Below are 23,362 nucleotides of genomic sequence, written 5' to 3'. Positions count from 1 at the left end.
AAGAAAATAGGTTTCAATATTTTTGTTATAAGTCACTGAAAATTTTGATGATTTTTTCTGGGAAAAACTGAATATGGAAATTGTAATTGAGAATACTAAAAATATTTTTTTCATTATTTAATATTAATTCTGGGTTTAAGTAGGTGCGGATATAGTATTTTAACTAAAAAATGCGTATTTTTGCATCTTAAAATTTCTTAGTAAACAATGATAAAAATTACACTTCCAGACAATAGTGTCAGAGAATTCGAGGCGGGAGTTACTCCGCTAGATGTGGCAAAATCTATAAGCGAGGGATTGGCTAGAAATACCATCTCCGCAGTTGTAAACGACAAACAAGTAGAGACGACCACACCTATAACCACGGATGCTACGGTACAATTGTTGACCTGGAATGATGATCTTGGAAAGAAAGCTTTCTGGCATTCTTCTGCCCACCTTTTGGCGCAGGCTATCCTTGAATTTTATCCTAATGCTAAGTTGACAATTGGTCCTGCCATAGAAAAAGGATTCTATTATGATGTAGATTTCGGTGACGAGAGTTTATCTGATAAAGATTTTGAGAAAATTGAGAAAAAAGTGTTGGAAAACGCTAAGAAAGGCTCAACATTCTCATTATACCCTGTTTCTAAAGAAGAAGCTTTAAAAGTATATGCGGATAATCCTTATAAAGTGGAACTGATCTCTAATCTGAATGATGGAGAAATCACTTTCGTAACTCACGACAATTTCACTGATCTTTGTCGTGGAGGACATATTCCGAATACAAGCATTGTAAAAGCGTTCAAAGTTTTAAATGCAGCAGGAGCATACTGGAGAGGAAACGAAAAAAATCCTCAGCTAACAAGAGTTTACGGTATTTCTTTCCCAAAGCAGAAAGATTTAACAGAATATCTGGAGCTTTTAGAAGAAGCTAAAAAAAGAGATCACAGAAAATTAGGTAAAGAACTGGGAATTTTTGCTTTTTCTGAAAAAGTTGGTCAGGGATTACCTTTATGGTTGCCAAAAGGAGCAGCTTTAAGAAAGAAATTAGAGAATTTCCTTTCAGAAGCTCAGAAAAAAGCAGGTTACGAATTTGTAATTTCTCCACACATTGGAGCAAAAGAATTATATGTAACTTCAGGACACTGGGATAAGTACGGAGCAGACAGCTTCCAGCCGATTAAAACCCCAAACGAAGGAGAAGAATTCTTGCTGAAGCCAATGAACTGTCCTCACCACTGTGAAATCTACAAAACTTCGCAATGGAGCTATAGAGATTTACCAAAAAGATATGCAGAATTTGGTACGGTATACAGATATGAGCAAAGTGGAGAACTTCATGGATTAACAAGGGTTCGTGGATTTACTCAGGATGATGCACATTTATTCTGTACTCCGGATCAGTTGATGGATGAATTTAAGAAAACGATCGATTTGGTTCTTTATGTTTTCGGGTCATTAGGCTTTGCTGATTTTACGGCACAAATTTCATTAAGAGATCCGGATAATAAAGAAAAATATATCGGAACCGATGAAAATTGGGAGAAAGCTGAAAATGCAATTGTAACGGCTGCTACTGAAAAAGGCTTAAATACTGTAACCGAATACGGAGAAGCTGCATTCTATGGCCCTAAACTGGATTTCATGGTGAAAGATGCTTTAGGCAGAAAATGGCAGCTTGGAACCATTCAGGTGGATTATAACTTACCGGAAAGATTCGATCTTTGGTATACAGGAAACGATGGTGAAAAGCACAGACCGGTAATGATCCACAGAGCACCATTTGGTTCTATGGAAAGGTTTATTGCGATTTTGATTGAAAATACAGCTGGAGATTTCCCATTATGGCTGGCTCCGGATCAATTTATCATCTTGCCAATCAGTGAGAAATATGTAGATTATGCTAAAAAAGTTTCTCAATTACTGGAAAATCACGATATTAGCGGACTAATTGATGACAGAAATGAGAAAACGGGTAAAAAAATCCGTGATGCAGAATTGAAGAAGATTCCGTTCATGATTGTAGTGGGAGAAAATGAAGAAAATGATGGCACAATTTCTGTAAGAAGACGTGGTGAAGGTGATTTAGGAGTAATGAAGATTGAAGATTTCGTTACTTATTTCAAAGAAGCATCAAAAACAGGATTTGAGTTTAATGCTTAAATCTAAAAATATCATTCCGAATACTTTTAAAATTAATTTTATTCAGAATGATTAATAAAATAGAAGTTAACCAATAAAATTATAATACAATAGCACAAAGATTTAACAACAGGGGCCCACAGAGACGTCCGGTACAAGAGGACGCTCACTTGATCAACGATAAAATTCGTGTGAGAGAGCTTCGTTTAGTGGGCGATAACGTAGAGCCGGGAGTTTATCCAATTGACAAAGCAAGACAGATTGCTCAGGAACAAGAATTGGATCTTGTAGTAATTTCCGATAAGGCTGAACCATTTATTGCAAGAGTATTGGACTATAAAAAGTTCTTATACGAGCAAAAGAAAAAGCAAAAGGAGCTTAAAGCTAAGCAGGTAAAAGTAGTTGTAAAAGAAATCCGTTTCGGACCTCAGACTGATGAGCATGACTACGAATTCAAGAAAAAGCACGCTGAAAAATTCCTTGAAGAAGGTTCAAAACTAAAGACCTACGTATTTTTTAAAGGCCGTTCGATTATCTTTAAAGATCAGGGTGAGATCTTACTTCTGAAACTTGCTCAGGAATTGGAGCATGTAGGAAAAGTAGACCAGCTTCCTAAGCTTGAAGGGAAAAGAATGATTATGATGATGAGTCCTAAAAAGCCGGCTAAATAATTCAAAACAATTTTCAGAAGTAACATACTGCTGAAAAGATCATACAAAAGAGATTTCTGAATGAAGTCTCTTTTTTGTATATTCTACATATCTTGGATTCTTGGTTGTGGAAAATTTCTTTTTCAGTCTCATTTTTTTTTCTTAATTTTGCAGACTATTATTCCTGAAATGTTTAGGAATAGCCAAGACAGATATTGATAACAAAACAATAAAAAGCAAAACAATGCCAAAATTAAAAACGAAATCAGGTGCTAAAAAGCGTTTTGCTCTTACTGGAACAGGTAAGATCAAAAGAAAAAATGCTTACAAAAGCCACATCTTAACTAAGAAAGAAACTAAGCAGAAGAGAAATCTTACTACTACTTCTTACGTAGCTAAAGTGGATGAGAAAAGCGTTCAACGTCAATTAGCCATTAAGTAGTTTTTATAAATCTATATTCGGTTTATAAGAATTCAAACAAATTCAACAATTTAACCCTGAAATGGAGCAGCTAAGAGTAATGAAACAGTTTACCGCACATTTCAAAAAAACAATTTAAATTATGCCAAGATCAGTAAATGCCGTAGCTTCAAGAGCACGCAGAAAGAAAATTTTTAAGCAAGCTAAAGGTTTTTTCGGTAGAAGAAAGAACGTTTGGACTGTAGCTAAAAACGCGGTAGAAAAAGCAATGCAATATGCTTACCGTGGTAGAAAAGAGAAGAAAAGAAACTTCAGAGCACTTTGGATTACTCGTATCAACGCGGGAGCTAGAGAGCACGGAATGTCTTACTCTCAATTTATGGGAGCTCTTAAAAAGAACAACATTGAGCTTAACAGAAAAGTTTTAGCAGATTTAGCAATGAATCACCCTGAAGCTTTCAAAGCAGTTGTAGATCAAGTAAAATAATGTAAAATTTTTGTTATCAATATAAATCCCGGGTTTTTTGCTCGGGATTTTTTTATTATCTACATTTGTCATTTATTAATAAAGTTTAAAATCGAGAATTTCCAGTGAAAAAGATCAGTACTCTCCTATTTTTATCAATTATCGGGTTTTGCAGTAAGGCACAAAGTTTTATACAGGCTTATCAAACGAGAGCCAATCAGGTTTCCCAAACGAATGTTACGACACTTTTGCAAGAGTTTGGTAATTTAGGAGTAAAAACTACCGGTTCTACGGCGAATACTGATGCCTTGAATTGGTTAAAAGCAAAATACCAATCGTTTGGCTATAATGCAAGCCAGATTACGGAAGATTCTTTTACTTATGGAAGCTCTACATCGAAAAATCTGATCATTACGAAAACAGGAACTTTATATCCTAATATTTATGTTATCATCTGTGGTCATTATGATACGATCGTAGGACCTGGTGTAAGCGATAACGGAAGCGGAACTTCCATCATACTTGAAGCGGCAAGAATCCTGAAAGATGTTCCTACGGAATACTCTATTAAATTTATTCACTTTTCAGGGGAAGAACAGGGATTGGTAGGAAGTACTCACTATGTAAATAATGTGGTATTCCAGAATAATGTTCGTCAGCTGAACTTACGTGTAGTATTTAATATTGATCAGGTAGGTGGAAAAATTGGAAATACAAACAATACGATTAATTGTGAAAGTGATCAGAGCGGCCAATCAGGAAATGATGCTGCGTCTCTCTCTTTTACGCAGCAATTGGCAACTTGTACTACGTTATATTCTCCGCTCCTGACGAATATGTCCAATGCTTATTCTTCAGATTATATGCCTTTTGAAAACCAAGGAGATATTATCACCGGCTTTTATGAAACGGTAAGAAGTCATAATGAACATACGGTAAATGATACTTTTGCGAATGTGGATCCTACTTATGTTTATAATGTAGGAAAAGCTTCGGTGGGTGCTCTTCAGCATTTTGCAATTGCTAGTACAACATTGGGAACAACTGATATTACGATCAATAAACTTGATGCAGTTAGAATTTATCCTATTCCTGCGAAAGATATTCTTAATATTGAGCTTCCTAAGGATATCAGGAATTTTAATTTTGAGATTACGGATTTATCCGGAAGATCTTTGCTTAAAACAGAAAATGAAACAAAGATCAATGTTTCAATGTTGAAAAAGGGAGCTTATTTAGGCATTATCAAATCAGAAGATAAAACTGCGGTGAGAAAATTCTTAATTAAATAGTGATTTTTTTCGGCGGGCTTTGCCCGCCGAAAAAAATCAGCAAATACTTTATATTATTTGTTACGTTCCAGTAATATTTCCTCAATATTTTCTAAACTCATATTCTTGGCTTTTAATAAAATCAAATAATGATAAAGTAAATCTGCTGCTTCATTCTTAAACAAGTAATCATTATTGTCTTTAGCTTCTATCACCAATTCCACAGCTTCCTCTCCTACTTTTTGGGCCATTTTATTGATTCCCTTTTGAAATAATGAGTACGTGTAAGAATCTTCAATTTCTTCATCAATTCTCTGGTTGATTTTTTCCTCCAATTCATATAGAAAGCCTTTATAGCTTTTGTTGCCGAAGCAACTGAAACTTCCGGAATGACAGACTATATTTTTAGGAACGGTTTTAATTAAAATTGTATCCTGATCACAATCAATATCAATACTTTTTACCGTTAAAAAATTTCCCGATTCTTCCCCTTTCGTCCAAAGTTTGTTTTTTGAACGGCTGAAAAATGTGACAATTCCTTCGTTTTTTGTCTTTTCAAAAGCTTCCTCATTCATATATCCTAACATGAGCACCTGCAATGTTCTGTCATCCTGAATAATAACAGGAACTAAACCTCCACCTTTATTAAAATTTATGTTCATCGTACTGCAATTTTTTTAGTTTTCAATCCATCTTTCAAATCTCCGATTTTTACTTCTCCAAAATGGAAAATACTTGCTGCTAAAGTTCCGGTTGCTTTTGTGTGTTTAAAGACCTCCTCAAAGTCCTCAATTTTTCCGGCTCCACCGGAAGCAATTACGGGGATATTTACGTTTTCGGAAATCAATTTTGTAATTCTCAAGTCAAAACCATTTTTTGTTCCGTCTCCATCCATAGAAGTTAAAAGAATCTCTCCCGCTCCCAATTCTTCTGCTTTTTTTGCCCAATCCAACGTTTTTAAATTGGTCATTTCCCGACCTCCTTTCACATGAACCCAATCAGAATTATCGACAAATTTCGTATCAATGGCAACAACAATACATTGACTTCCGAATTCTTTCGCCAGGTCAGAAATTAACTGCGGATTTTTAACTACAGAAGAATTGATGCTTATTTTATCTGCTCCGGCTTCCAGTAATTTTCTGACATCTTCAATGGTCGAAATTCCACCACCTACGGTAAAAGGAATACTCAATTCCTGGGCAATCTCCTTCACCAATTCAGCGAAAGTTTTTCGTTTTTCGATTGTTGCGGTAATATCCAGAAAAACCAATTCGTCGGCGCCTTCTTCTTCGTATTTTTTTGCTAATTCTATGGGATCTCCGGCGTTTCGTAACCCTTCAAAATTGATTCCTTTCACCGTCGTTCCATCTTTGATATCCAGACATGGAATAATTCTCTTCTTAAGCATTTTCAATAAATTTTTGCAGTTCTTTTAATTTAATTCTTCCTTCATAAATCGCTTTCCCGATAATTGTTCCAGAACACCTGATTTCTTTCATTTCATAAACATCTTCAATCTTCGAAATTCCGCCACTTGCAACCAATTGAATGGAAGTTTGACTTAAAATTTCTTTGTATAAATCGGTTGAAGCTCCTTCCAACATTCCGTCTTTTGAAATATCTGTACAGATTACATTTTTTACACCTTCTTTCTGATACTTAAGAATAAAATCAATGACATCCTGATTACTTTCTTCCAGCCAGCCGGAAGTTTTTATTTTTCTGTTGTCACAATCTGCCCCTAAAATAATTTTTTCTGAACCATACTTTTTAATGAGATCAAAACAAAATTCAGGGTTTTGAACGGCGATACTTCCAATCGTAATTTGTTTTGCTCCTGAATTAAAAGCAATCTCAATATCCTCTAAGGTTTTTAAACCACCTCCGAAATCAATCTCTAATGAAGTTTCTCCAGCAATATTTTCCAATACTTTCTGATTGACAATATGCTTGGATTTTGCGCCATCCAAATCAACCAAGTGCAGAAACTTAATCCCGAAACTTTCAAATTCTTTGGCTACTTCTACCGGATTTTCATTGTATATTTTTTTCGTTTTGTAATCTCCTTTTGAGAGGCGTACACATTTTCCGTCAATAATATCAATTGCAGGGATAATTTTCATGGTTAAAGTTTTAAAAAGTTATTCAAAAGTTGACATCCAATTTTCCCGGACTTTTCAGGGTGAAACTGCATTGCATAAAAATTATCTTTTTGCAAAGACGCGCTGAACGGTAAAATATAATCACAAACCGAAGTTGTATTCTCTGAGAGTTCACAATAATAGCTATGAACAAAATAAACATCACTTTTCTCTTCAACCCCTGAGAATAACCCTGAGTTTATGCCCGAAATGGTATTCCATCCCATATGCGGAACGACATCTTTTGCAGGAAATCTTTTTACATTAATATCGAAAATTCCCATTCCTACTGTATTTCCTTCCTCATTATTTTTACACATCAGCTGCATTCCCAGGCAAATTCCCAAAACGGGCTGTTTCAATGCCGGAATTAGCTTATTCAAGCCTCTTTCCTTTAAGCTTTTCATGGTGGAAGATGCTTCGCCAACTCCCGGAAAAATTACTTTATCTGCTTTCCTGATCAGCTCAAAATCATCGGTAATGATGGATTCTGCTTCCAGTCTGTTCAAGGCATTCTGTACAGAATTTACGTTTCCGCCGTTGTATTTTATAATTGCTATCATGCTATAAACTTCCTTTTGTTGAGGGTAAATTAAAATTATGATCAGATTGGTTGACTGCCATTTTGATTGCTTTTGCGAAGGCTTTAAAAATAGATTCAATCTTGTGGTGTTCATTTTCTCCTTCCACTTTGATGTTGAGATTACATTTAGCAGAATCGGTAAAAGATTTAAAGAAATGCTCAAACATTTCGGTCGGAACATCGCCTATTTTTTCACGTTTAAAGTCAGCGTTCCAGACTAACCAAGAACGTCCTCCAAAATCAAGGGCAACCTGAGCCAGACAATCATCCATCGGAAGCAGGAAACCATATCTTTCAATTCCTTTTTTCTTTCCTAACGCTTTTAAAATAGCCTCTCCTAACACAATTCCCGTGTCTTCGATTGTGTGGTGCTCATCAACCTGTAAATCCCCATTTACTTTAATCTTTAGATCTAAATTGCCGTGTTTCGAAATCTGCTCCAACATATGATCAAAAAAATATAATCCCGTTGAGATTTCGGAATTTCCACTTCCGTCAAGATTGACTTCAATTTCAATATCGGTTTCATTGGTTTTTCTTGAGACTTTAGATTTTCGCGGAATTTGCTTTAAATATTGATAGATTTCAGTCCAGCTTTCAGTTGTTAATTCTGCATTTTCATTCAGAACCTTATTAACGAAAATCGCTTTTGAACCTAAATTTTTGGCCAGCTGAATATCTGTCAACCGATCCCCGATTACGAAGGAATTTTCAAGATCATAATCTCCGTAGATATACTTTCCCAACATCCCGATTCCCGGTTTTCTGGTGGGTAAGTTTTCACTTTCAAAACTTTTATCAATCAAAATATCGCTAAAAACAATTCCTTCATTTTTTAACGTTTGGAGCATCTTTTCATGAGGTTTTATAAAATCTTCATAAGGAAAACTCTCCGTTCCCAATCCATCCTGATTGGTTACCATAACCAATTCAAAGTCTAATTCTTTGGCAATTTTTGAAAGATTTTGAAAAACACCCGGGTAAAATTCCAGTTTCTCTAAAGAATCTACCTGGAAATCTGTTGGCGGTTCTATGATTAATGTTCCGTCGCGGTCTATAAACAATACTTTTTTCATTTCTAAATAATTGTCAATCTGTTATTTTTTTACTTTATCAAACCTTATAGGTTTTTAAAACCTATAAGGTTTCGAACTGTTTTAAAATTTGAATTAATTGAGTGTTTTCTTCCCGATTTCCGACATTAATTCTGATACAGTTAGAAATTTGTGGACTTCTTTTGCTGGTCAGAATTTCATTTTCCAATAGTTTTCCATGGACTTTTTCTACGTTTTCAAACTCAATGAGAAAGAAATTGGCATCCGTTGGATATACTTTTTTAATACATTTTACAGACTGAAATTCATTTTTAAGCCAGGCGATTTCATTTAAAGTGTTTTCTATATTTGATTTTACAACTTCTTGTTTATTAATGATTTCAATTGTTTTATTTAAACTTAAAAAATTGACATTGTAAGGTGCTTTTACAGTGTTGATTAACTTTATAATTTCCTGGGAGGAATAAGCAATCCCGACCCTCGCTCCAGCCATTCCCCAAGCCTTTGAAAAAGTCTGAAGAACAATCAGATTAGGATACTTCTCTAATAGTTCAGTACATGATTTTTTTCCTGAGAATTCTATATAGGCTTCATCAACCACTACAATACCATTGAAGTTTTGAATGTAGAATTCAATGTCTTCTATAGAATTTCCGGTTGGGTTATTTGGTGAGCATAGGAAAAATATTTTGCATTTAATATCATTTGAAATGGCAATAAAATCATCTTTTACGATCTCAAAATTTTCATTTAAATCTAGTTTGATGACTTTATTTTCATTAATAGAAGCATAAAAACCATACATTGCAAACGATGGATTCATCATTAAAATTGAGTCTTTTTTAGGCTCACAAAAAACCTTTATGATTAAATCAATTAATTCATCACTTCCATTTCCTACTGCAATCTGATCAACAGGAATATTTTTGATCTCAGAAAGCTTCTGCTTTAATATTTTCTGAGTAGAATCAGGATAACGATTCAGCTCACCAAAAGGACTTTCATTAGCATCCAGTAAAACAGGATTGACAAATTCATTGTTATCCCTGAAGCTAATATAAGGCTGTAATTCTAAGATGTTTTTTCTTACTAAATTATTGATATTAAACTCTTTCATTTTCTTGTTTTAATCTGATACTTACGGCATTTTTGTGTGCAAATAATCCTTCTGCTTCTGCCATGATTTCTATTGTTTTTCCTAAATTTTGAAGTCCTTTTTGTGATAAATTCTGGAATGTAATCTTCTTTACAAAACTGTCTAAAGAAACTCCGCTATAATTCTTTGCGAATCCGTTGGTTGGAAGGGTGTGGTTGGTTCCGCTTGCATAATCACCCGCACTTTCACAGGAATAATTTCCCAGGAAAACCGAACCCGCATTTTGAATGTTGGGGATATACTTTTCAAAGTCTTCCAATGCTAAAATCAAGTGTTCTGGAGCATATAAATTGCTGAGTTCCAAAGCTTCATTAACGGTATCTAATAATATGAAATGACTGTTTTTTAAGGCTTCTTTTGCCAATTGATTTCTGGGCAACTCTTTAAGCTGTTTTTCTGTTTCTTCAATGGTTTGGTTAAAAATTTCTTCATCTGTGGAAAGAAAAATCACCTGACTGTCGCTTCCGTGTTCAGCCTGCGAAAGCAGATCTGCGGCACAGAATGCCGGAATTGCCTTTTCATCTGCAATGACCAACACTTCGCTTGGTCCTGCAGGCATATCAATCGCTACATTATAGTTTTGAGCAAATTCTTTCGCAGCTACAACGTATTGATTTCCAGGTCCGAAAATTTTATACACATTGGAAATGCTTTCAGTTCCTAATGCCATGGCTGCAATTGCCTGTGCTCCGCCTGTTTTAAAAATTTGAGTCACTCCGCAAAGCTTGGCGGTATATAAAATAGCAGGATTGATATTTCCGTTTTTATCCGGAGGCGTACATAGAATGATTTCTTTGCAACCTGCTAATTGAGCAGGAATAGCAAGCATTAAGACCGTTGAAAACAAGGGGGCTGTTCCTCCGGGAATGTAAATTCCAACTTTTTCAATAGCTCTGTTTTCTCTCCAGCAAACCACTCCTTTCGTAGTTTCAATCTTTTCTACTGCAGTAATTTGTGAAGCGTGGAATTTTGTTATATTTTCTTTTGCCTGCTGAATAGCTTCTTTTAATTCGTTGCTGATTAGGCTTTCTGCATTTTCGATTTCTTTTTCAGAAACTTTTATGTTTTTAATTTCTGCCCCATCAAATTTTTTATTGAAATCAATTAATGCCTGATCTCCATTTTCTTTAACTTTTTGGAAGATTTGAGATATAATTTCTGTGATTTCTTCACGCTTAATAACCGGTCTCTTTATCAGTTCCGACCATGATTTTCTTTCAGGATATTTATTAATTTGCATATTAAATGACCATTTTATCGATTGGGATTATTAAAATATCTTGAGCTCCTTTTTCTTTAAGTTCGTCTATGACTTCCCAAAAACGTTCTTCATCAATCACCGAATGAATGCTGCTCCACCCTTTTTCTGCCAATGGAATTACAGTAGGACTTTTAAGAACAGGGAGTGTTTTGGAAATGAGTTCAATCTTCTCATTCGGAACATTCATCAGGATATATTTTGAGTTTTTCGCCTTTAGGACCGCTTTGATTCTGAATGAAAATTTTTCTAAAATGGATACTTTTTGCGGGCTTAACTGTGATGTTTTTGCCAGTACAGCTTCTGATTTTAAAAGTGTTATGGTTTCTCTCAAGCCATTTTTAAATAAGGTGCTTCCTGAGCTTACAATATCACAGATTCCATCGGCAAGACCGATATTGGGAGCTATTTCTACTGAGCCAGAAATGATGTGGATATCGGCTGAAACATTATTTTTCTGAAGAAAGTTTTTAAGGGTATTTGGATAAGAGGTAGCAATCTTTTTTCCCTGAAAATAATTGATATCATCTGTTTCAATTTCCTTTGGAATGGCCAGAGAAATCCTGCATTTTGAAAACCCAAGAGGCTGAATGATTTCAATATTTTTTTGTTTTTCGACTAAAAGATTTTCCCCGACAATGGCAATGTCCACTACTCCGTCTTCCAGATATTGAGGTATGTCGGAATTACGCAGATACATGATTTCCATCGGGAAATTGTCTACAGAAACTTTGAGCTGATCTTTTCCGTTGTTGATGAAAATCCCACAGTCTTTGAGAAGCTGAAGAGATTCTTCGTAAAGCCGTCCGCTTTTTTGTATGGCTATTTTTAATTTACTCATTTCACTTTTGTTGGGTCTGAGCAAATAAAAATGGTTGAATTGAAAAAATTTCCCGGGATAAATTTAGAAACAAAAAAACCGTCTATTTACTCAGACGGTTTTTAATTATTTTGATTTTTAACATAGTATATCTCAATCAATTCCGTCTAGCAGATATGATGGTAATAATGATGTACTGTTAAAAAATTGGGTTTCATTGTTGAAATTTTGTGGTACAAATGTAGGACTAATTTTTAATCCCGCAAGAATTTTACGAAATAATTTTTCTGTAAAGCGTCATTACTTCGTTGGCAATAGGCTCGTCATTGAACTTCTGAACGAACTCAAAACTCTTTTCAGCACGGCGTTTTCTTTCGGATTCGTTCTCCCATAAAAATTTTATTTTTGACTGAATATCCAAATGATTTTTAGGATCAATATACACAGAATCGGGCCCTCCTGCTTCCGGAAGGCAGCTTGTATTGCTTGTAATGGTAACCGTTTTTGAGAAAAGTGCTTCTATCACAGGGATTCCGAAACCTTCAAAAAAACTTGGATAAACAAAAATATCGGCTAATTTATAAATAACAGCCAATTCGTCCATAGAAACACCTTCTAAAAAATGAATCTGCTTTTCCATCTTATTCTTTTGAATAAAACCAGCTATTTTCTGAAAGTATTTTGTTTTTTTTCCGACTACAACCAAAGGAATATGGGTTCCGTTGATTCCTTTGACAATGTTTAAAAGATTCTTCCGGTCTTCGATGGTTCCGACATTTAAAATAAATCTTTCGGGAAGGCTAAATTTTTCCTTTGTTTGCCGGATAAATTCTTCGGGTTGCTGTTCTTTAAAAGCTTTATGGCAACCCTGATAAATCACTTCGATCTTAGATTCAGGAATTTTTAAAAACTGTATAATATCTCTTTTGGTCTGTTCTGAGATCGCAATGATTTTATCGGCAGATTTCGCGGCTTTTTTAAACTTCCAAAAATGAATTTTCCGGTCAAAAAATGAATAATATTGAGGATATCGAACGAATATCAGGTCATGAATCGTCACAACTTTTTTGATCGGTTTTTTATCCCATTTTAAGGATAACTCACCCGATAATCCATGGAAAATGTCTGCATTTTGTTTTTGTGCATCCTTCCCCATTTTAAACTGTCGGGACATATTTCCTTTGGAGGTTTCAACAAAATGAACATTGGGATTTTCTAAAATTTCTTTGCCTCTATCTGATTTGTTTTTATGCAATAAAATATATTCGTTTTCCGGAAAATATTTTGATAAAATACGGACCAGATCGCGGGAATAGTTTCCTAATCCTGATGTGTTATGGAAAAAACGCTTTGCATCATAAGCTATCTTCATTCTCCGGTCTTATGATGTTTTGAGTCAGTTGTTTCTTTTTCCAGTGTTCGGATTTGTCTTTATAAAGGAAGAATTTACCAAGTTTATACTTGAACTGCATTTTATTGTCATAGTGAGGCCCCAAAAACCGGTGAGGAATATTTGGATTTTCTTTAAGACATTCTTTAATTGAGTCTGTATAAACAGTTGGACCTGTGGTTTTATGAACATTGTGAGGATATGGATTATTTTTAATGTTTTCCATGATGTTCTCCAATGTTCTTTGTAGAAATGGGTGTCCGGCTTCATACACCAGACCCCATTGTACATAATATGTTGGAGGATCTTCATCCGTCACTAATGCAGTATCATCTTCGCGAATCAGTTTTCGTAATGGAATATTGATTCCGCTGTCGATATCCAAATATACTCCTCCTTTTTTGTACAGGATGGCATATCTGAAAAAATCTGCCTTAGCCGCTCCTATAGTCAGCCTGTTGTAGGCTTTCAGATATTCAGGCGGAAATTCATCTTTAAAGAATTCGGTTATCCTTTTATCATCATAGAAATGATATTGATATTCAGGATTTTTCTTAAGCATTCTTTTAATATGAAACCTCGTAAGCCAAGGCAGCTTATCGGTTTTAAAAGTCTGAAAGATCTGTTTAGGAATGGCCATAGTTTTACTGTGAATTTAAACTGCTACATTGTTATCTCTCAATGCATCGTTAAGAGATGTTTTTTTATCTGTAGATTCTTTTCTCTGTCCAATGATCAAAGCACAAGGAACCTGATATTCTCCTGCCGGATATTGTTTTGTGTAACTTCCTGGAATTACTACTGAACGTGCAGGAACTCTTCCTTTGATTTCAATAGGTTCCGGACCTGTAACGTCAATAATTTTAGTTGAAGCTGTTAATACAACATTAGCTCCTAAAACGGCTTCTTTTTCTACGTGAACTCCTTCAACTACAATACATCTTGATCCGATGAAACAGTCGTCTTCAATGATTACCGGAGCAGCCTGAAGCGGTTCTAGCACACCACCGATACCAACACCACCACTTAAGTGAACGTTTTTACCAATTTGTGCACAGCTTCCCACTGTAGCCCAAGTATCAACCATTGTTCCCGAATCTACGTAAGCTCCGATGTTTACGTAAGAAGGCATCATAATAACTCCCGGAGCAATATAAGCTCCTTCTCTTGCAATAGCATGTGGTACAACTCTTACTCCTTTTTCAGCATAGTTTCTCTTCAAAGGCATTTTATCATGAAATTCAAACGGACCTACTTCGATAGTTTCCATTTTCTGGATCGGGAAATACATTACGACAGCTTTTTTCACCCATTCATTCACCTGCCATCCGTTTTCCGTAGGCTCAGCTGTACGAAGCTCTCCTTTATCAACCAAAGAAATAACCTCTCTTATAGCCTTTTGGCTGTCTTCATTCTGCAATAAATCTCTGTTGTCCCAGATGTTTTCAATAGTTTGTTGTAACGACATGTTTCTTGTTTAAAATTAATTTCGCCAAAGATACAAAAAAGTTGATCTTATTTTGAACCGTGAAAGTTATAAAAATTTGAATATTCTGTCGTTTTTTACTGTTTTATTAAAAATGTAATTATCTAAAAAATCAATCTTATAAATGTAGAGTTATAAGACCCTTTGAGCGTGAAGATAAGCCTTATTCCAGTATTTTTCGTTGAGTGAAGAAATAATCACTCCTTTTGAGGTAGAAGCATGAATAAATTTAACTTCACCGTCATTTCCGATGTCATGAACGATTCCTACATGGGAAACCCTGCTTCCTCCTGCTGTTGCAAAGAATAAAAGATCCCCCGGTTTTACTTCTGTGATGTCAATCTTTTCTCCGGCTAAAGCCTGATCTGAAGATCTTCTGGGAAGTTTGAAATCGTTTTCTTCAAATACTTTTACGGTAAATCCTGAACAATCGAAACCGGAAGATGTGTTTCCTCCGAACTTATAAGGTGTTCCAATATATTTTTCAGCATCTTTTAAGAGGGAATTGATGGATTTAGATACTTTGCCATCAAATTTTGAATCAAGCCTTCTAAGATTTTCTGTTCTTGTTACAGATTTATTTTTTTCAGCAGCGCTTTTTGAGCTTCCGCAGGAAATGATAATTGAGGACATAATCAGTAAAACAGATAGTTGCTTTATTCTCAGATGATTTTCAAGTAATCCCAATTTCATGCGCTTCCGATTGTTAATGATGTATTGCAAATATATAAATTTAGTGTATTATATCTTATTCGGAAACTGTTAAATTAAACAGTTTGGAAAATAAAAAAAACCGGAAATCATTTTCCGGTTTTTATATATATTCTTAAATTTTAATTTTTATCTTTTTCACCCTGCCATGTTCCTGATCTTCCAGGGGTAGGAACTGAATTTACCCAAGTTCCGCTTCCCTTTTTATCAGTGGTAAGATTGCCTCTGAATTCTCCGTCTGACGGAAGACCTACCACCGCATTTATGTCTCCGGAAGAACTAACATTCCCGGAAATATTGTAATTTTCCTGATTCACATCAGAATGCATTGTTCCGGTAACTTTTCCATCATCTGCAACAACAATATTCCACACCCCTTTATCACTTCCTTCATAGGTTCCATGCCAAGTTCCGATAAAATCATAAATGCTGTCGTCATCCGAGTTACATCCGATAAATAAAAAAGCTGTTAATAAGAGAAAAAAAAGTTTCTTCATAGTATAATAAAAGTTTTATGAAATAAATTCAAAATTGTGGAGAATACGGGATTCGAACCCGTGACCTTTTGACTGCCAGTCAAACGCGCTAGCCAACTGCGCCAATCCCCCATTTGTCATCAACATTCTGAAACGGTACAAAAGTAAGTATTTAAACTACATATACAAATTTTTTATTTAATTTTCTTTAACAAGTTGCTTTATTAACTATATAATCATCATTTTTTGAAAAGTTATTTGAATGAAACAGCAAAAAGAAAATCATTTAACTATCAATTTGTCAGCTTTATTATTGGGAATTTTTAAATTGCAAAACCCTCTGTAAAAACGATTGATTTGCAATTTTTTCTTCCGCTTCATTAATGGCTTTGAGTAAATGATTTTCATTATCTGATATTTCGCCCAATACTTTTGAAATGATTTCCCAGACCGGTTTCATTTTCTCTATCAGTTCTATTCCTTTCGGAGCCAATTCTATCAGACGTTTTCGTTCATCGGTTTTATCTTTTTTAGACTGAATTATTTGCTGTTTTTCAAGCTCTTTTAAAAGACTGATGGTAGAAGGATGGGTATACCCTATTTCATTGGCAATTTCTACAACACTTAGTGTCTGTTTATGATGCAAGGTAAAAACAACCGGAAACCATTTGGGCTCAAAATCGATTCCGAATTCTTTATAAACTAAGGCTCCGTCTTTGCGTAACTGCTCACTGAGGCGTTGCAAACGAGTAGATAACGCAAGGGTTCCGGATTCATTTATAATATTCATAGGTTATGATTTTAGATCAAGAAAACAAAATACATTATCGGCACTCATCAAAGGGAATTTTGCAGGAAGCTCTTCCTTGTTAATTATTTTAAAATGATTACGTTCGTAAAAACGTAAAGCAGCTTTGAGTATCGATACGGTTCCCAAATATACTTCTTCTATTCCGTTTTCATGACAGTAAGCAATGAGGACTTCTAATAATTGCTGGGCAATATTATGTTCTTTTCCTCTGCATTCTTTTTTTACAAACATCTTTCGGATGGCAGCAGCATTTTTATCAAACTTCACCAAAGCAATGGTTCCTACAAGTTCTCCATCTATGAAAGCTCCCCAAAAATTTCCGCCACTGGTGACATAGAATTCTTCGATTTGCATAAGATCGGGCTGATCTTCTATTGTGATCGGAACATTAAATTCTTTTTGTTGGATATTCAAAATTAAATCAATGATTGATTCTGAATAGGTATTGTTTATTGTTTTAATTTCTAACATTGTATTAATTTGCGTACAAAACTACGTAGTTAGCTACATATATGCAAGTGAAAATGTAAAATTATATTTAAGATGTTGATAATAAGTTATTTAATTAATCATAACAAATAAAGTGAGATTCTTCACTATACTTCATTTCATTCAGAATGACAGACGATTTGATTTTAGTTCTCATTAATAAAAAACGTGCATTGAAGTTAATCAATACACGTTTTAATTACTTTAGATATCAGAAATTATTTCCAACCGCCTCCTAGAGCCTGATAAAGCTCTACTCCTGCTTTCATTTTGCTGTATTTTGCATTGGCAATATTCAACTCTGCATTTAATGAATTGACACTTGCATTGAGTACTTCAAGATAATTGGCCATCCCGTAGTTTACCAATTCCTGGGAGTAATCTACAGATTTTTTATAGGAATCCAGTTCTTTTTGTTTTAGCTCTATATAAGAATCCTGAACCGAGAATACACGAATTGCATCAGAAACTTCTTTTCCGGCAGTAAGAACTGTTTTTCTGAAATTCAGATAGGCCGTTTCCTGATTGGCAAGGCTTACTTCATAGTTGGTTTTGATGGTTCTTTTGTTTAAAATAGGTTGTGCTAAACCTGCTACAACACTAGCAAATAAAGAATTGACACTGAAAAGGTGATCAATATCCATGGATTGCAAACCTCCGTTTCCTGTGATTTTTAAAGTCGGATAAAACTGAGCTTTGGCAGAGTTGGTCAGTTCAAAAGCGTTCATTAAGTTGTATTCCGCTCTCATTACGTCCGGTCTGTTTGATAAGAGCTGAGCAGGGTATCCTAATTTTAAATCAATCGGAACATTCTGAGCAGCCAAAGAAGATCGTTCAACCGAATGAGAAGGTTCTCCCATTAATAAACTCATTGTATTTTCCAATAATTGAATCTGGGTATCGATGTCAATTAATAAGGATTTTGCATTATACACTAAAGCTTCACTCTGTTGCACAGCAACTTCTGTAACAGTTCCTGAGACTTTTAAAGCTTTGGTGGTTTCTAAATTTTGCTCACGAACTTTAATGGTTTCTGTGATGATTTTTTTCTGTTCATCAAAAGTCAATAACTGATAATAAGCAGAAGCAATAGAAGCAATCAAATCACTTTTTACGGCTTTGTGGGCAGCAACTGTCCCTAAATAATTCGCCAACTGAGCTTTTTCCTGGGCTTTTAATTTTCCCCAAAGATCAGCTTCAAAACCGATACTTGCTGTAAGGTCAAGCTGGTTGATATATCTTCTCTGCCCGAATAGCTGTCCGGTCTGTGTATTCAAAGACTGGGTCTGGAAAGTGTAGCCGGGACCAACCGTTACTGTTGGCTCATAAGCTGCTTTACTTTGTTTTAGATAAGCCTCTGCAGAATTGATGCTCTGTAAAGCAATTCTTATATCGAGGTTGTTTTCCAAAGCCTTTGAAATATGTCCCTGAAGAATAGGATCTGTGAAGATCTCTCTCCAGGAAACATTCGAAATGTTTGTACTGTCAGCAGGAAGCATATCTGTGCGGTACAGTTTTTCGTCAACAACATTATCGGGTCTGTGGTATTCTTTTCTTGCCATACAAGATGATACGGCAGCAAGAATTGCGACTGAAAATGTTATTCCTTTTATGATGTTTAATAAACTCTTCATTCTTTAAAAGTTTAAAGTTTTATGTTTAAGGTTTCGCATTCTGGTCGTTAAACTTTGAACACAAAACCTTAAACGAACTTAATTTTATTCTGCTAAATTGATTTCTTCTTTTTTGATAGGTTTAATTTTTTCCTGTAAGTATTCGAAAATCACGTATAATACAGGAATTACGAATAATCCTAAAATAGTTCCTATCAACAATCCTATTGCTGCACCGGTTGCAATTGAACGGTTACCAACCGCACCGATCCCACTTGCCAAAACCAGTGGCAATAAACCGAAGATAAATGCAAATGAGGTCATCAGGATTGGTCTTAATCTCGCTTTTGCAGCATTAATGGCAGACATCACAATCGTTTCACCATGGTGTCTTCTCTGGACAGCAAATTCTACAATCAGAATAGCATTTTTAGCCAATAATCCAACCAACATGATCAGGGCAATCTGGAAATAAATGTTATTTTCCAGGCCCATGATTTTCTGTCCGAAGTAAGCTCCCATTACCCCAAGAGGAAGAGAAATTACTACGATAAGCGGAAGAATATAACTTTCATATTGTGCAGAAAGGATGAAATAAACAAAAATCAAACTTAATCCGAAGATCAATAAGGTCTGAGATCCTGAATTTAATTCTTCTCTCGTTAATCCTGTGAATTCTACAGCATAATTTTGGTTCAAAGTTTCATCAGCAACCTGCTGAACGGCTGTAATAGCATCCCCGGAACTGTATCCTGCAGAATTTGCTCCCGTAATTTTTACTGAAGTAAACAGGTTGTAACGGCTTACGGATTGTGGTCCGTACGCTTTTTTCATCGAAACGAACTGAGAAATCGGTGACATTACTCCTGATCCTGTTTTTACATACAGTTCATTAAGGTTTTCAATACTTTTTCTGTTATCAGGAAGAGCCTGAACCATTACCCTGAACTGTTTTCCATATTTGGTAAAGTCGGCAGTATAAATACCTCCGATATAGCCCTGCATAGTAGCCAGGATATCACTAACGGAAACTCCCATCTGTTTAGCCAATGGTACATTTACCTGCATTTCGTACTGAGGATATTTTGTATTGAATGAAGACTGTGCAAATTCAATTTCAGGTCTTTGCATCAGTTTCCCGATGAATTCATTCATTTTATTGTCTAAGTCTGCATATTCTCCCCCTGATTTATCCAATAATACCATCTCAAAACCGGCACTGTTACCGAAACCGGGTACACTTGGTGGCTGGAAGAATACTACTTTTGCATCAGGAACGGCTCCTGAAATTCCGAATAATTTTTTCGTGATATCTTCAGAAGTCTGCCCGTCTTTTTTCCGCTCTTCAAACGGCTTCAGTTTGATGAAGGCAAGACCGTTGTTACTACCGTTTCCTGATAAGAAACCTCTACCTGTAGAAATTGTAACGTTTTGTACTCCCGGAACTTTTAAGGCTTTTGCCTGAAGAGTTTTCAACGCGTTGTATGTTCTTTCCATAGAGGCTCCCGGAGGAAGCTGAACATCAGTAAAAATGATCCCTCTGTCTTCTGTAGGTACGAAACCTTTTTTCATGGTAGAACTTGCCCAATATAAGATTCCTGCAGTTATCGCAAAAATGATTAGTGTCACCCATTTATGTCTCAATAAGAATACAAATCCTTTTCCATAACGTTCGGTAGCTGTTTTAAAAGCAATATTAAACTTATAGAAGAATTTTTGAAGGAAGTTCAGATTCTTATATTCTGCATGATGTGCTTCGTGAGGTTTTAGGAATAGGGAACATAAAACCGGACTCAAAGTCAAGGCATTAATCGCAGAAATGATAATCGCAATAATGAGTGTGATCCCGAACTGTTGATAGAATACTCCGGTTGGTCCTGTAATAAACGTTACCGGAACAAATACCGCCGCCATTACTAAGGTAATTGAAATAATTGCCCCTGTAATCTCATCCATTGCTTCTACGGTTGCTTTTTTAGCATCGGAAATACCGTGTTCCATCTTGGCGTGAACGGCTTCGACGACGACAATCGCGTCATCCACAACGATACCGATTGCCAATACCAAGGCAAATAACGTTAACAGGTTTAAGGAATATCCAAATAAATTCAGGAAGAAAAATGCTCCCACAATGGAAACCGGAACCGCAATTGCCGGAATCAGCGTAGATCTGAAATCCTGAAGGAAAATAAATACTACAATAAATACTAATATAAATGCTTCGATTAGGGTATGAACCACTTTTTCGATGGATGCATCCAGGAATTCATTCGTATCAAAGTTGAACGTATATTTAATTCCCTGAGGAAAGCTTCCTTCTGCAGATTTTAGATAGGCTTTAATATTTTTAATGATCTCCTGAGCGTTTGAACCCGGTGTCTGGAAGATCCCCATACTGATAGATGGGTTGTTCCCGTTTTCACCGATCCCTGTGTAAGACTGACCCGCCAGTTCCACTTTGGCAACATCTTTAAGCATAAGGTTTTGTCCGTCAGGAAGAGCTTTTATGATGATATTATCATATTGTGCCTTATCGTTGAATTTACCAACATATTTAATGATGTATTCGAAAGAGCTTCCACTGTTCTGTCCGATAGAACCTGCAGCCGCTTCTCTACTCTGCTCATTGATTGCATTGGTAACATCGGTTGGAGTTACTCCGTAAGCTGCCATTTTAGCAGGATCCAGCCAAACTCTCATCGAGTAATTTTTACCTCCGAAAACATTGGCGTCACCTACCCCGTTAATCCTTTTTAAGTTTGGAATAATATTAATATTCAGGAAGTTTTGAAGATATACATCATCTAAATCTTTGTTTTCAGAATAGAAAGACATATACATCAAGGCACTTGTCTGTTGCTTTTGGGTTACTACTCCGGAACGTGTAACTTCACTTGGTAATAAAGGAGTTGCTCTGGTTACACGGTTTTGTACGTTTACCGCAGCAATATCCGGGTCGATTCCCTGTTTAAAGAATACCTGAATCTGAGCTGACCCGTCATTTCCGGCTGAAGAAGTGATGTAATCCATACCTTCTACCCCGTTGATCTGCTCTTCCAATGGTACCACAACACTCTTCATCACAGTTTCCGCATTGGCTCCTGTGTAGTTTGCAGAAACACTTACTGTAGGAGGTGCAATATCAGGATACTGTGTAACCGGCAGCGAGATCAATCCCAAAACCCCGAGAATCACAATCAGGATTGAGATTACCGTGGATAAAACCGGTCTGTTTATAAAATTTTTAATCATTTTAGAATTTCGGTTTTATAGATTGAACAAGACTATCCATTTTTATAGGCTTTTTAATAACTGCTGTTCCTGGTTTCAAACCTCCGATACCTGCAGCAATGATCGTTTCACCTTTGTTGACGCCTGATTTGATCAGGGCCAAATTGTCGATTCTGTCGATCACATTTACCACAACATTCTTAGCAGTATCTTTTTCCACTTTGTAAACGTAAACAATACCTTGTTGTTCGTAGGTAGCACTTTCAGGAACTACTAAAACATTTTCATAGGTTTTTGGAAGTCTGATGGTACCGCTATTACCATTACTCAACAGTTTTTGAGGATTGGAGAACCCGACTCTGAACTGAATGGTACCCGTTGTAGCATCAATCTGTCCTGTCATGGTTTCAATTCTCCCCTTTTCTCCGTAAATACTTCCGTTGGCTAATTGCAATTCTACCATAGGCAGATTTTTAATCTTTTCAGATAAAGAAGCACCCGGAGATTTTTCAAGGAAATCAAAATACTCCTTTTCATTCATTGAAAAGTAAGCGTATAATTGTGAAGTATCTGAAATTGTGGTTAAAGGAGTCTGATCGGTAGGCCCTACTAAACTTCCTACTTTTAAGGGAAGCTTCCCGATAACTCCGGAAATAGGCGCACGGATGATAGAATATTCGATATTGGCTTCTACTCCTTTATAGTTAGCAACAGCTTGTCTTTTAGCGGCATTAGCCTGCTGTAACTGAGCCTGAGCCTGAGCTAAATTTGCTTGGGCAGTTTGTAGCTGAACATTACTGATGATATTTTTCTGAACAAGTGGTTTTAGTTTGTTCACTTCCACCTGAGCTGCATTCACAGAAGCCTGAGCTGCTGCAATATTAGATTCTGCGGCACCGATTCCTGCTTTAGAAGCGGCTGCATTTTCGTTTAAAATATTGGTTTCAAGACGGAACAAAGGCTGACCTTTTGTAACGTACTGTCCCTCGTCTACTAAAACCTGTGTAATATACCCCTGTATTTTAGCGCGAACATCATTATTTATTTTTCCCTGAATGGTAGCGGGAAAAGTCTGATATCCGACTATATTTTTTGCCTCCACATTCACTACAGGATATGGTTTTGCACCATCCTGCTTCGGAGCTTCTTTTTTGCAGGCAGTGAGTGAAAGCGCTGCAATAGAAAGTATAACTAGTTTACTGTTCAT

General features: G+C 35.9%; 23 protein-coding genes and 1 tRNA gene. 5 read left to right on the top strand and 19 right to left on the bottom strand.

Translation table 11 applies throughout. The features are described from left to right. The first annotated feature begins 207 nt into the window (after positions 1 to 207). From thrS to CLV73_RS04270, 5 genes are all read left to right on the top strand, one after another. A complete protein-coding gene (gene thrS / locus CLV73_RS04290; RefSeq protein WP_100375630.1) occupies positions 208 to 2,145 on the top strand; it encodes a threonine--tRNA ligase in 1,938 nt (645 codons plus the stop codon). Between the two features lie 149 nt (positions 2,146 to 2,294). Further along, a complete protein-coding gene (gene infC / locus CLV73_RS04285) occupies positions 2,295 to 2,795 on the top strand; it encodes a translation initiation factor IF-3 (protein WP_185116753.1) in 501 nt (166 codons plus the stop codon). Between the two features lie 223 nt (positions 2,796 to 3,018). Then, positions 3,019 to 3,216 (top strand): 50S ribosomal protein L35, encoded by a 198-nt coding sequence (gene rpmI / locus CLV73_RS04280; RefSeq protein ID WP_034676300.1) that lies wholly within the window; start codon positions 3,019 to 3,021, stop codon positions 3,214 to 3,216. 121 nt (positions 3,217 to 3,337) lie between these two features. Then, a complete protein-coding gene (gene rplT, locus CLV73_RS04275) occupies positions 3,338 to 3,682 on the top strand; it encodes a 50S ribosomal protein L20 (RefSeq protein ID WP_100375628.1) in 345 nt (114 codons plus the stop codon). A gap of 104 nt (positions 3,683 to 3,786) precedes the next feature. Further along, positions 3,787 to 4,953: a M28 family peptidase gene (locus CLV73_RS04270; protein ID WP_100375627.1), complete on the top strand. Its 1,167-nt coding sequence runs from the start codon at positions 3,787 to 3,789 to the stop codon at positions 4,951 to 4,953. 53 nt (positions 4,954 to 5,006) lie between these two features. Here CLV73_RS04270 and hisIE read toward each other — a convergent pair whose 3' ends face one another. The 19 genes from hisIE to CLV73_RS04175 form a co-directional block, all read right to left on the bottom strand. Beyond that, positions 5,007 to 5,594, bottom strand: coding sequence for a bifunctional phosphoribosyl-AMP cyclohydrolase/phosphoribosyl-ATP diphosphatase HisIE (gene hisIE, locus CLV73_RS04265; RefSeq protein ID WP_100375626.1), 588 nt, complete (start codon positions 5,592 to 5,594; stop codon positions 5,007 to 5,009). Continuing rightward, a complete protein-coding gene (hisF, locus tag CLV73_RS04260) occupies positions 5,591 to 6,343 on the bottom strand; it encodes an imidazole glycerol phosphate synthase subunit HisF (RefSeq protein WP_100375625.1) in 753 nt (250 codons plus the stop codon). The genes hisIE and hisF overlap by 4 nt, the downstream gene beginning before the upstream one ends. Then, entirely contained in the window at positions 6,336 to 7,058 is a 723-nt protein-coding gene (hisA, locus tag CLV73_RS04255; RefSeq protein WP_100375624.1) for a 1-(5-phosphoribosyl)-5-[(5-phosphoribosylamino)methylideneamino]imidazole-4-carboxamide isomerase, read from the bottom strand. The genes hisF and hisA overlap by 8 nt, the downstream gene beginning before the upstream one ends. A 2-nt stretch (positions 7,059 to 7,060) precedes the next feature. After that, entirely contained in the window at positions 7,061 to 7,639 is a 579-nt protein-coding gene (gene hisH / locus CLV73_RS04250) for an imidazole glycerol phosphate synthase subunit HisH (RefSeq protein ID WP_100375623.1), read from the bottom strand. A 1-nt stretch (position 7,640) separates the two neighbouring features. Beyond that, a complete protein-coding gene (gene hisB / locus CLV73_RS04245) occupies positions 7,641 to 8,735 on the bottom strand; it encodes a bifunctional histidinol-phosphatase/imidazoleglycerol-phosphate dehydratase HisB (protein ID WP_100375622.1) in 1,095 nt (364 codons plus the stop codon). A 61-nt stretch (positions 8,736 to 8,796) separates the two neighbouring features. Next, positions 8,797 to 9,831 carry a histidinol-phosphate transaminase gene (gene hisC, locus CLV73_RS04240; RefSeq protein ID WP_100375621.1) on the bottom strand — a complete coding sequence of 345 codons (1,035 nt, stop codon included), beginning with the start codon at positions 9,829 to 9,831 and terminating at the stop codon, positions 8,797 to 8,799. After that, positions 9,818 to 11,110, bottom strand: a complete 1,293-nt coding sequence (hisD, locus tag CLV73_RS04235) for a histidinol dehydrogenase (protein WP_100375620.1) — start codon at positions 11,108 to 11,110, stop codon at positions 9,818 to 9,820. The genes hisC and hisD overlap by 14 nt, the downstream gene beginning before the upstream one ends. A gap of 1 nt (position 11,111) precedes the next feature. After that, positions 11,112 to 11,969 (bottom strand): ATP phosphoribosyltransferase, encoded by an 858-nt coding sequence (gene hisG / locus CLV73_RS04230; RefSeq protein ID WP_100375619.1) that lies wholly within the window; start codon positions 11,967 to 11,969, stop codon positions 11,112 to 11,114. A 250-nt stretch (positions 11,970 to 12,219) separates the two neighbouring features. Further along, positions 12,220 to 13,320, bottom strand: a complete 1,101-nt coding sequence (locus CLV73_RS04225; protein ID WP_100375618.1) for a glycosyltransferase family 4 protein — start codon at positions 13,318 to 13,320, stop codon at positions 12,220 to 12,222. Then, positions 13,304 to 13,978 carry a glycosyltransferase family 32 protein gene (locus CLV73_RS04220; protein WP_100375617.1) on the bottom strand — a complete coding sequence of 225 codons (675 nt, stop codon included), beginning with the start codon at positions 13,976 to 13,978 and terminating at the stop codon, positions 13,304 to 13,306. Before CLV73_RS04220 ends, CLV73_RS04225 begins: the two co-directional genes overlap by 17 nt. 15 nt (positions 13,979 to 13,993) lie before the next feature. Next, the gene (locus CLV73_RS04215; RefSeq protein WP_100375616.1) at positions 13,994 to 14,806 is read right to left on the bottom strand and encodes a 2,3,4,5-tetrahydropyridine-2,6-dicarboxylate N-succinyltransferase; all 813 of its coding nucleotides are present in this window, start codon (positions 14,804 to 14,806) and stop codon (positions 13,994 to 13,996) included. 150 nt (positions 14,807 to 14,956) lie between these two features. Then, the gene (locus CLV73_RS04210) at positions 14,957 to 15,517 is read right to left on the bottom strand and encodes a C40 family peptidase (protein WP_100375615.1); all 561 of its coding nucleotides are present in this window, start codon (positions 15,515 to 15,517) and stop codon (positions 14,957 to 14,959) included. A 140-nt stretch (positions 15,518 to 15,657) separates the two neighbouring features. Continuing rightward, positions 15,658 to 16,032 carry a hypothetical protein gene (locus tag CLV73_RS04205; protein WP_100375614.1) on the bottom strand — a complete coding sequence of 125 codons (375 nt, stop codon included), beginning with the start codon at positions 16,030 to 16,032 and terminating at the stop codon, positions 15,658 to 15,660. A gap of 37 nt (positions 16,033 to 16,069) precedes the next feature. Then, positions 16,070 to 16,143 (bottom strand) — tRNA-Ala (locus CLV73_RS04200). A 178-nt stretch (positions 16,144 to 16,321) separates the two neighbouring features. Then, the gene (locus tag CLV73_RS04195) at positions 16,322 to 16,801 is read right to left on the bottom strand and encodes a MarR family winged helix-turn-helix transcriptional regulator (protein WP_100375613.1); all 480 of its coding nucleotides are present in this window, start codon (positions 16,799 to 16,801) and stop codon (positions 16,322 to 16,324) included. Between the two features lie 3 nt (positions 16,802 to 16,804). Continuing rightward, positions 16,805 to 17,293, bottom strand: a complete 489-nt coding sequence (locus CLV73_RS04190) for a GNAT family N-acetyltransferase (RefSeq protein ID WP_100375612.1) — start codon at positions 17,291 to 17,293, stop codon at positions 16,805 to 16,807. Positions 17,294 to 17,529: 236 nt separating this feature from the next. Then, entirely contained in the window at positions 17,530 to 18,945 is a 1,416-nt protein-coding gene (locus CLV73_RS04185) for an efflux transporter outer membrane subunit (RefSeq protein WP_100375611.1), read from the bottom strand. Positions 18,946 to 19,029: 84 nt separating this feature from the next. Next, entirely contained in the window at positions 19,030 to 22,176 is a 3,147-nt protein-coding gene (locus tag CLV73_RS04180) for an efflux RND transporter permease subunit (protein ID WP_100375610.1), read from the bottom strand. A gap of 1 nt (position 22,177) precedes the next feature. Then, entirely contained in the window at positions 22,178 to 23,362 is a 1,185-nt protein-coding gene (locus CLV73_RS04175; RefSeq protein ID WP_100375609.1) for an efflux RND transporter periplasmic adaptor subunit, read from the bottom strand.

It is taken from the genome of Chryseobacterium geocarposphaerae, assembly GCF_002797535.1.
GTDB lineage: Bacteria > Bacteroidota > Bacteroidia > Flavobacteriales > Weeksellaceae > Chryseobacterium > Chryseobacterium geocarposphaerae.
The sequence above is the reverse complement of the archived record's forward strand: the minus strand, read 5'-3'. Positions and strand labels throughout refer to the sequence as shown.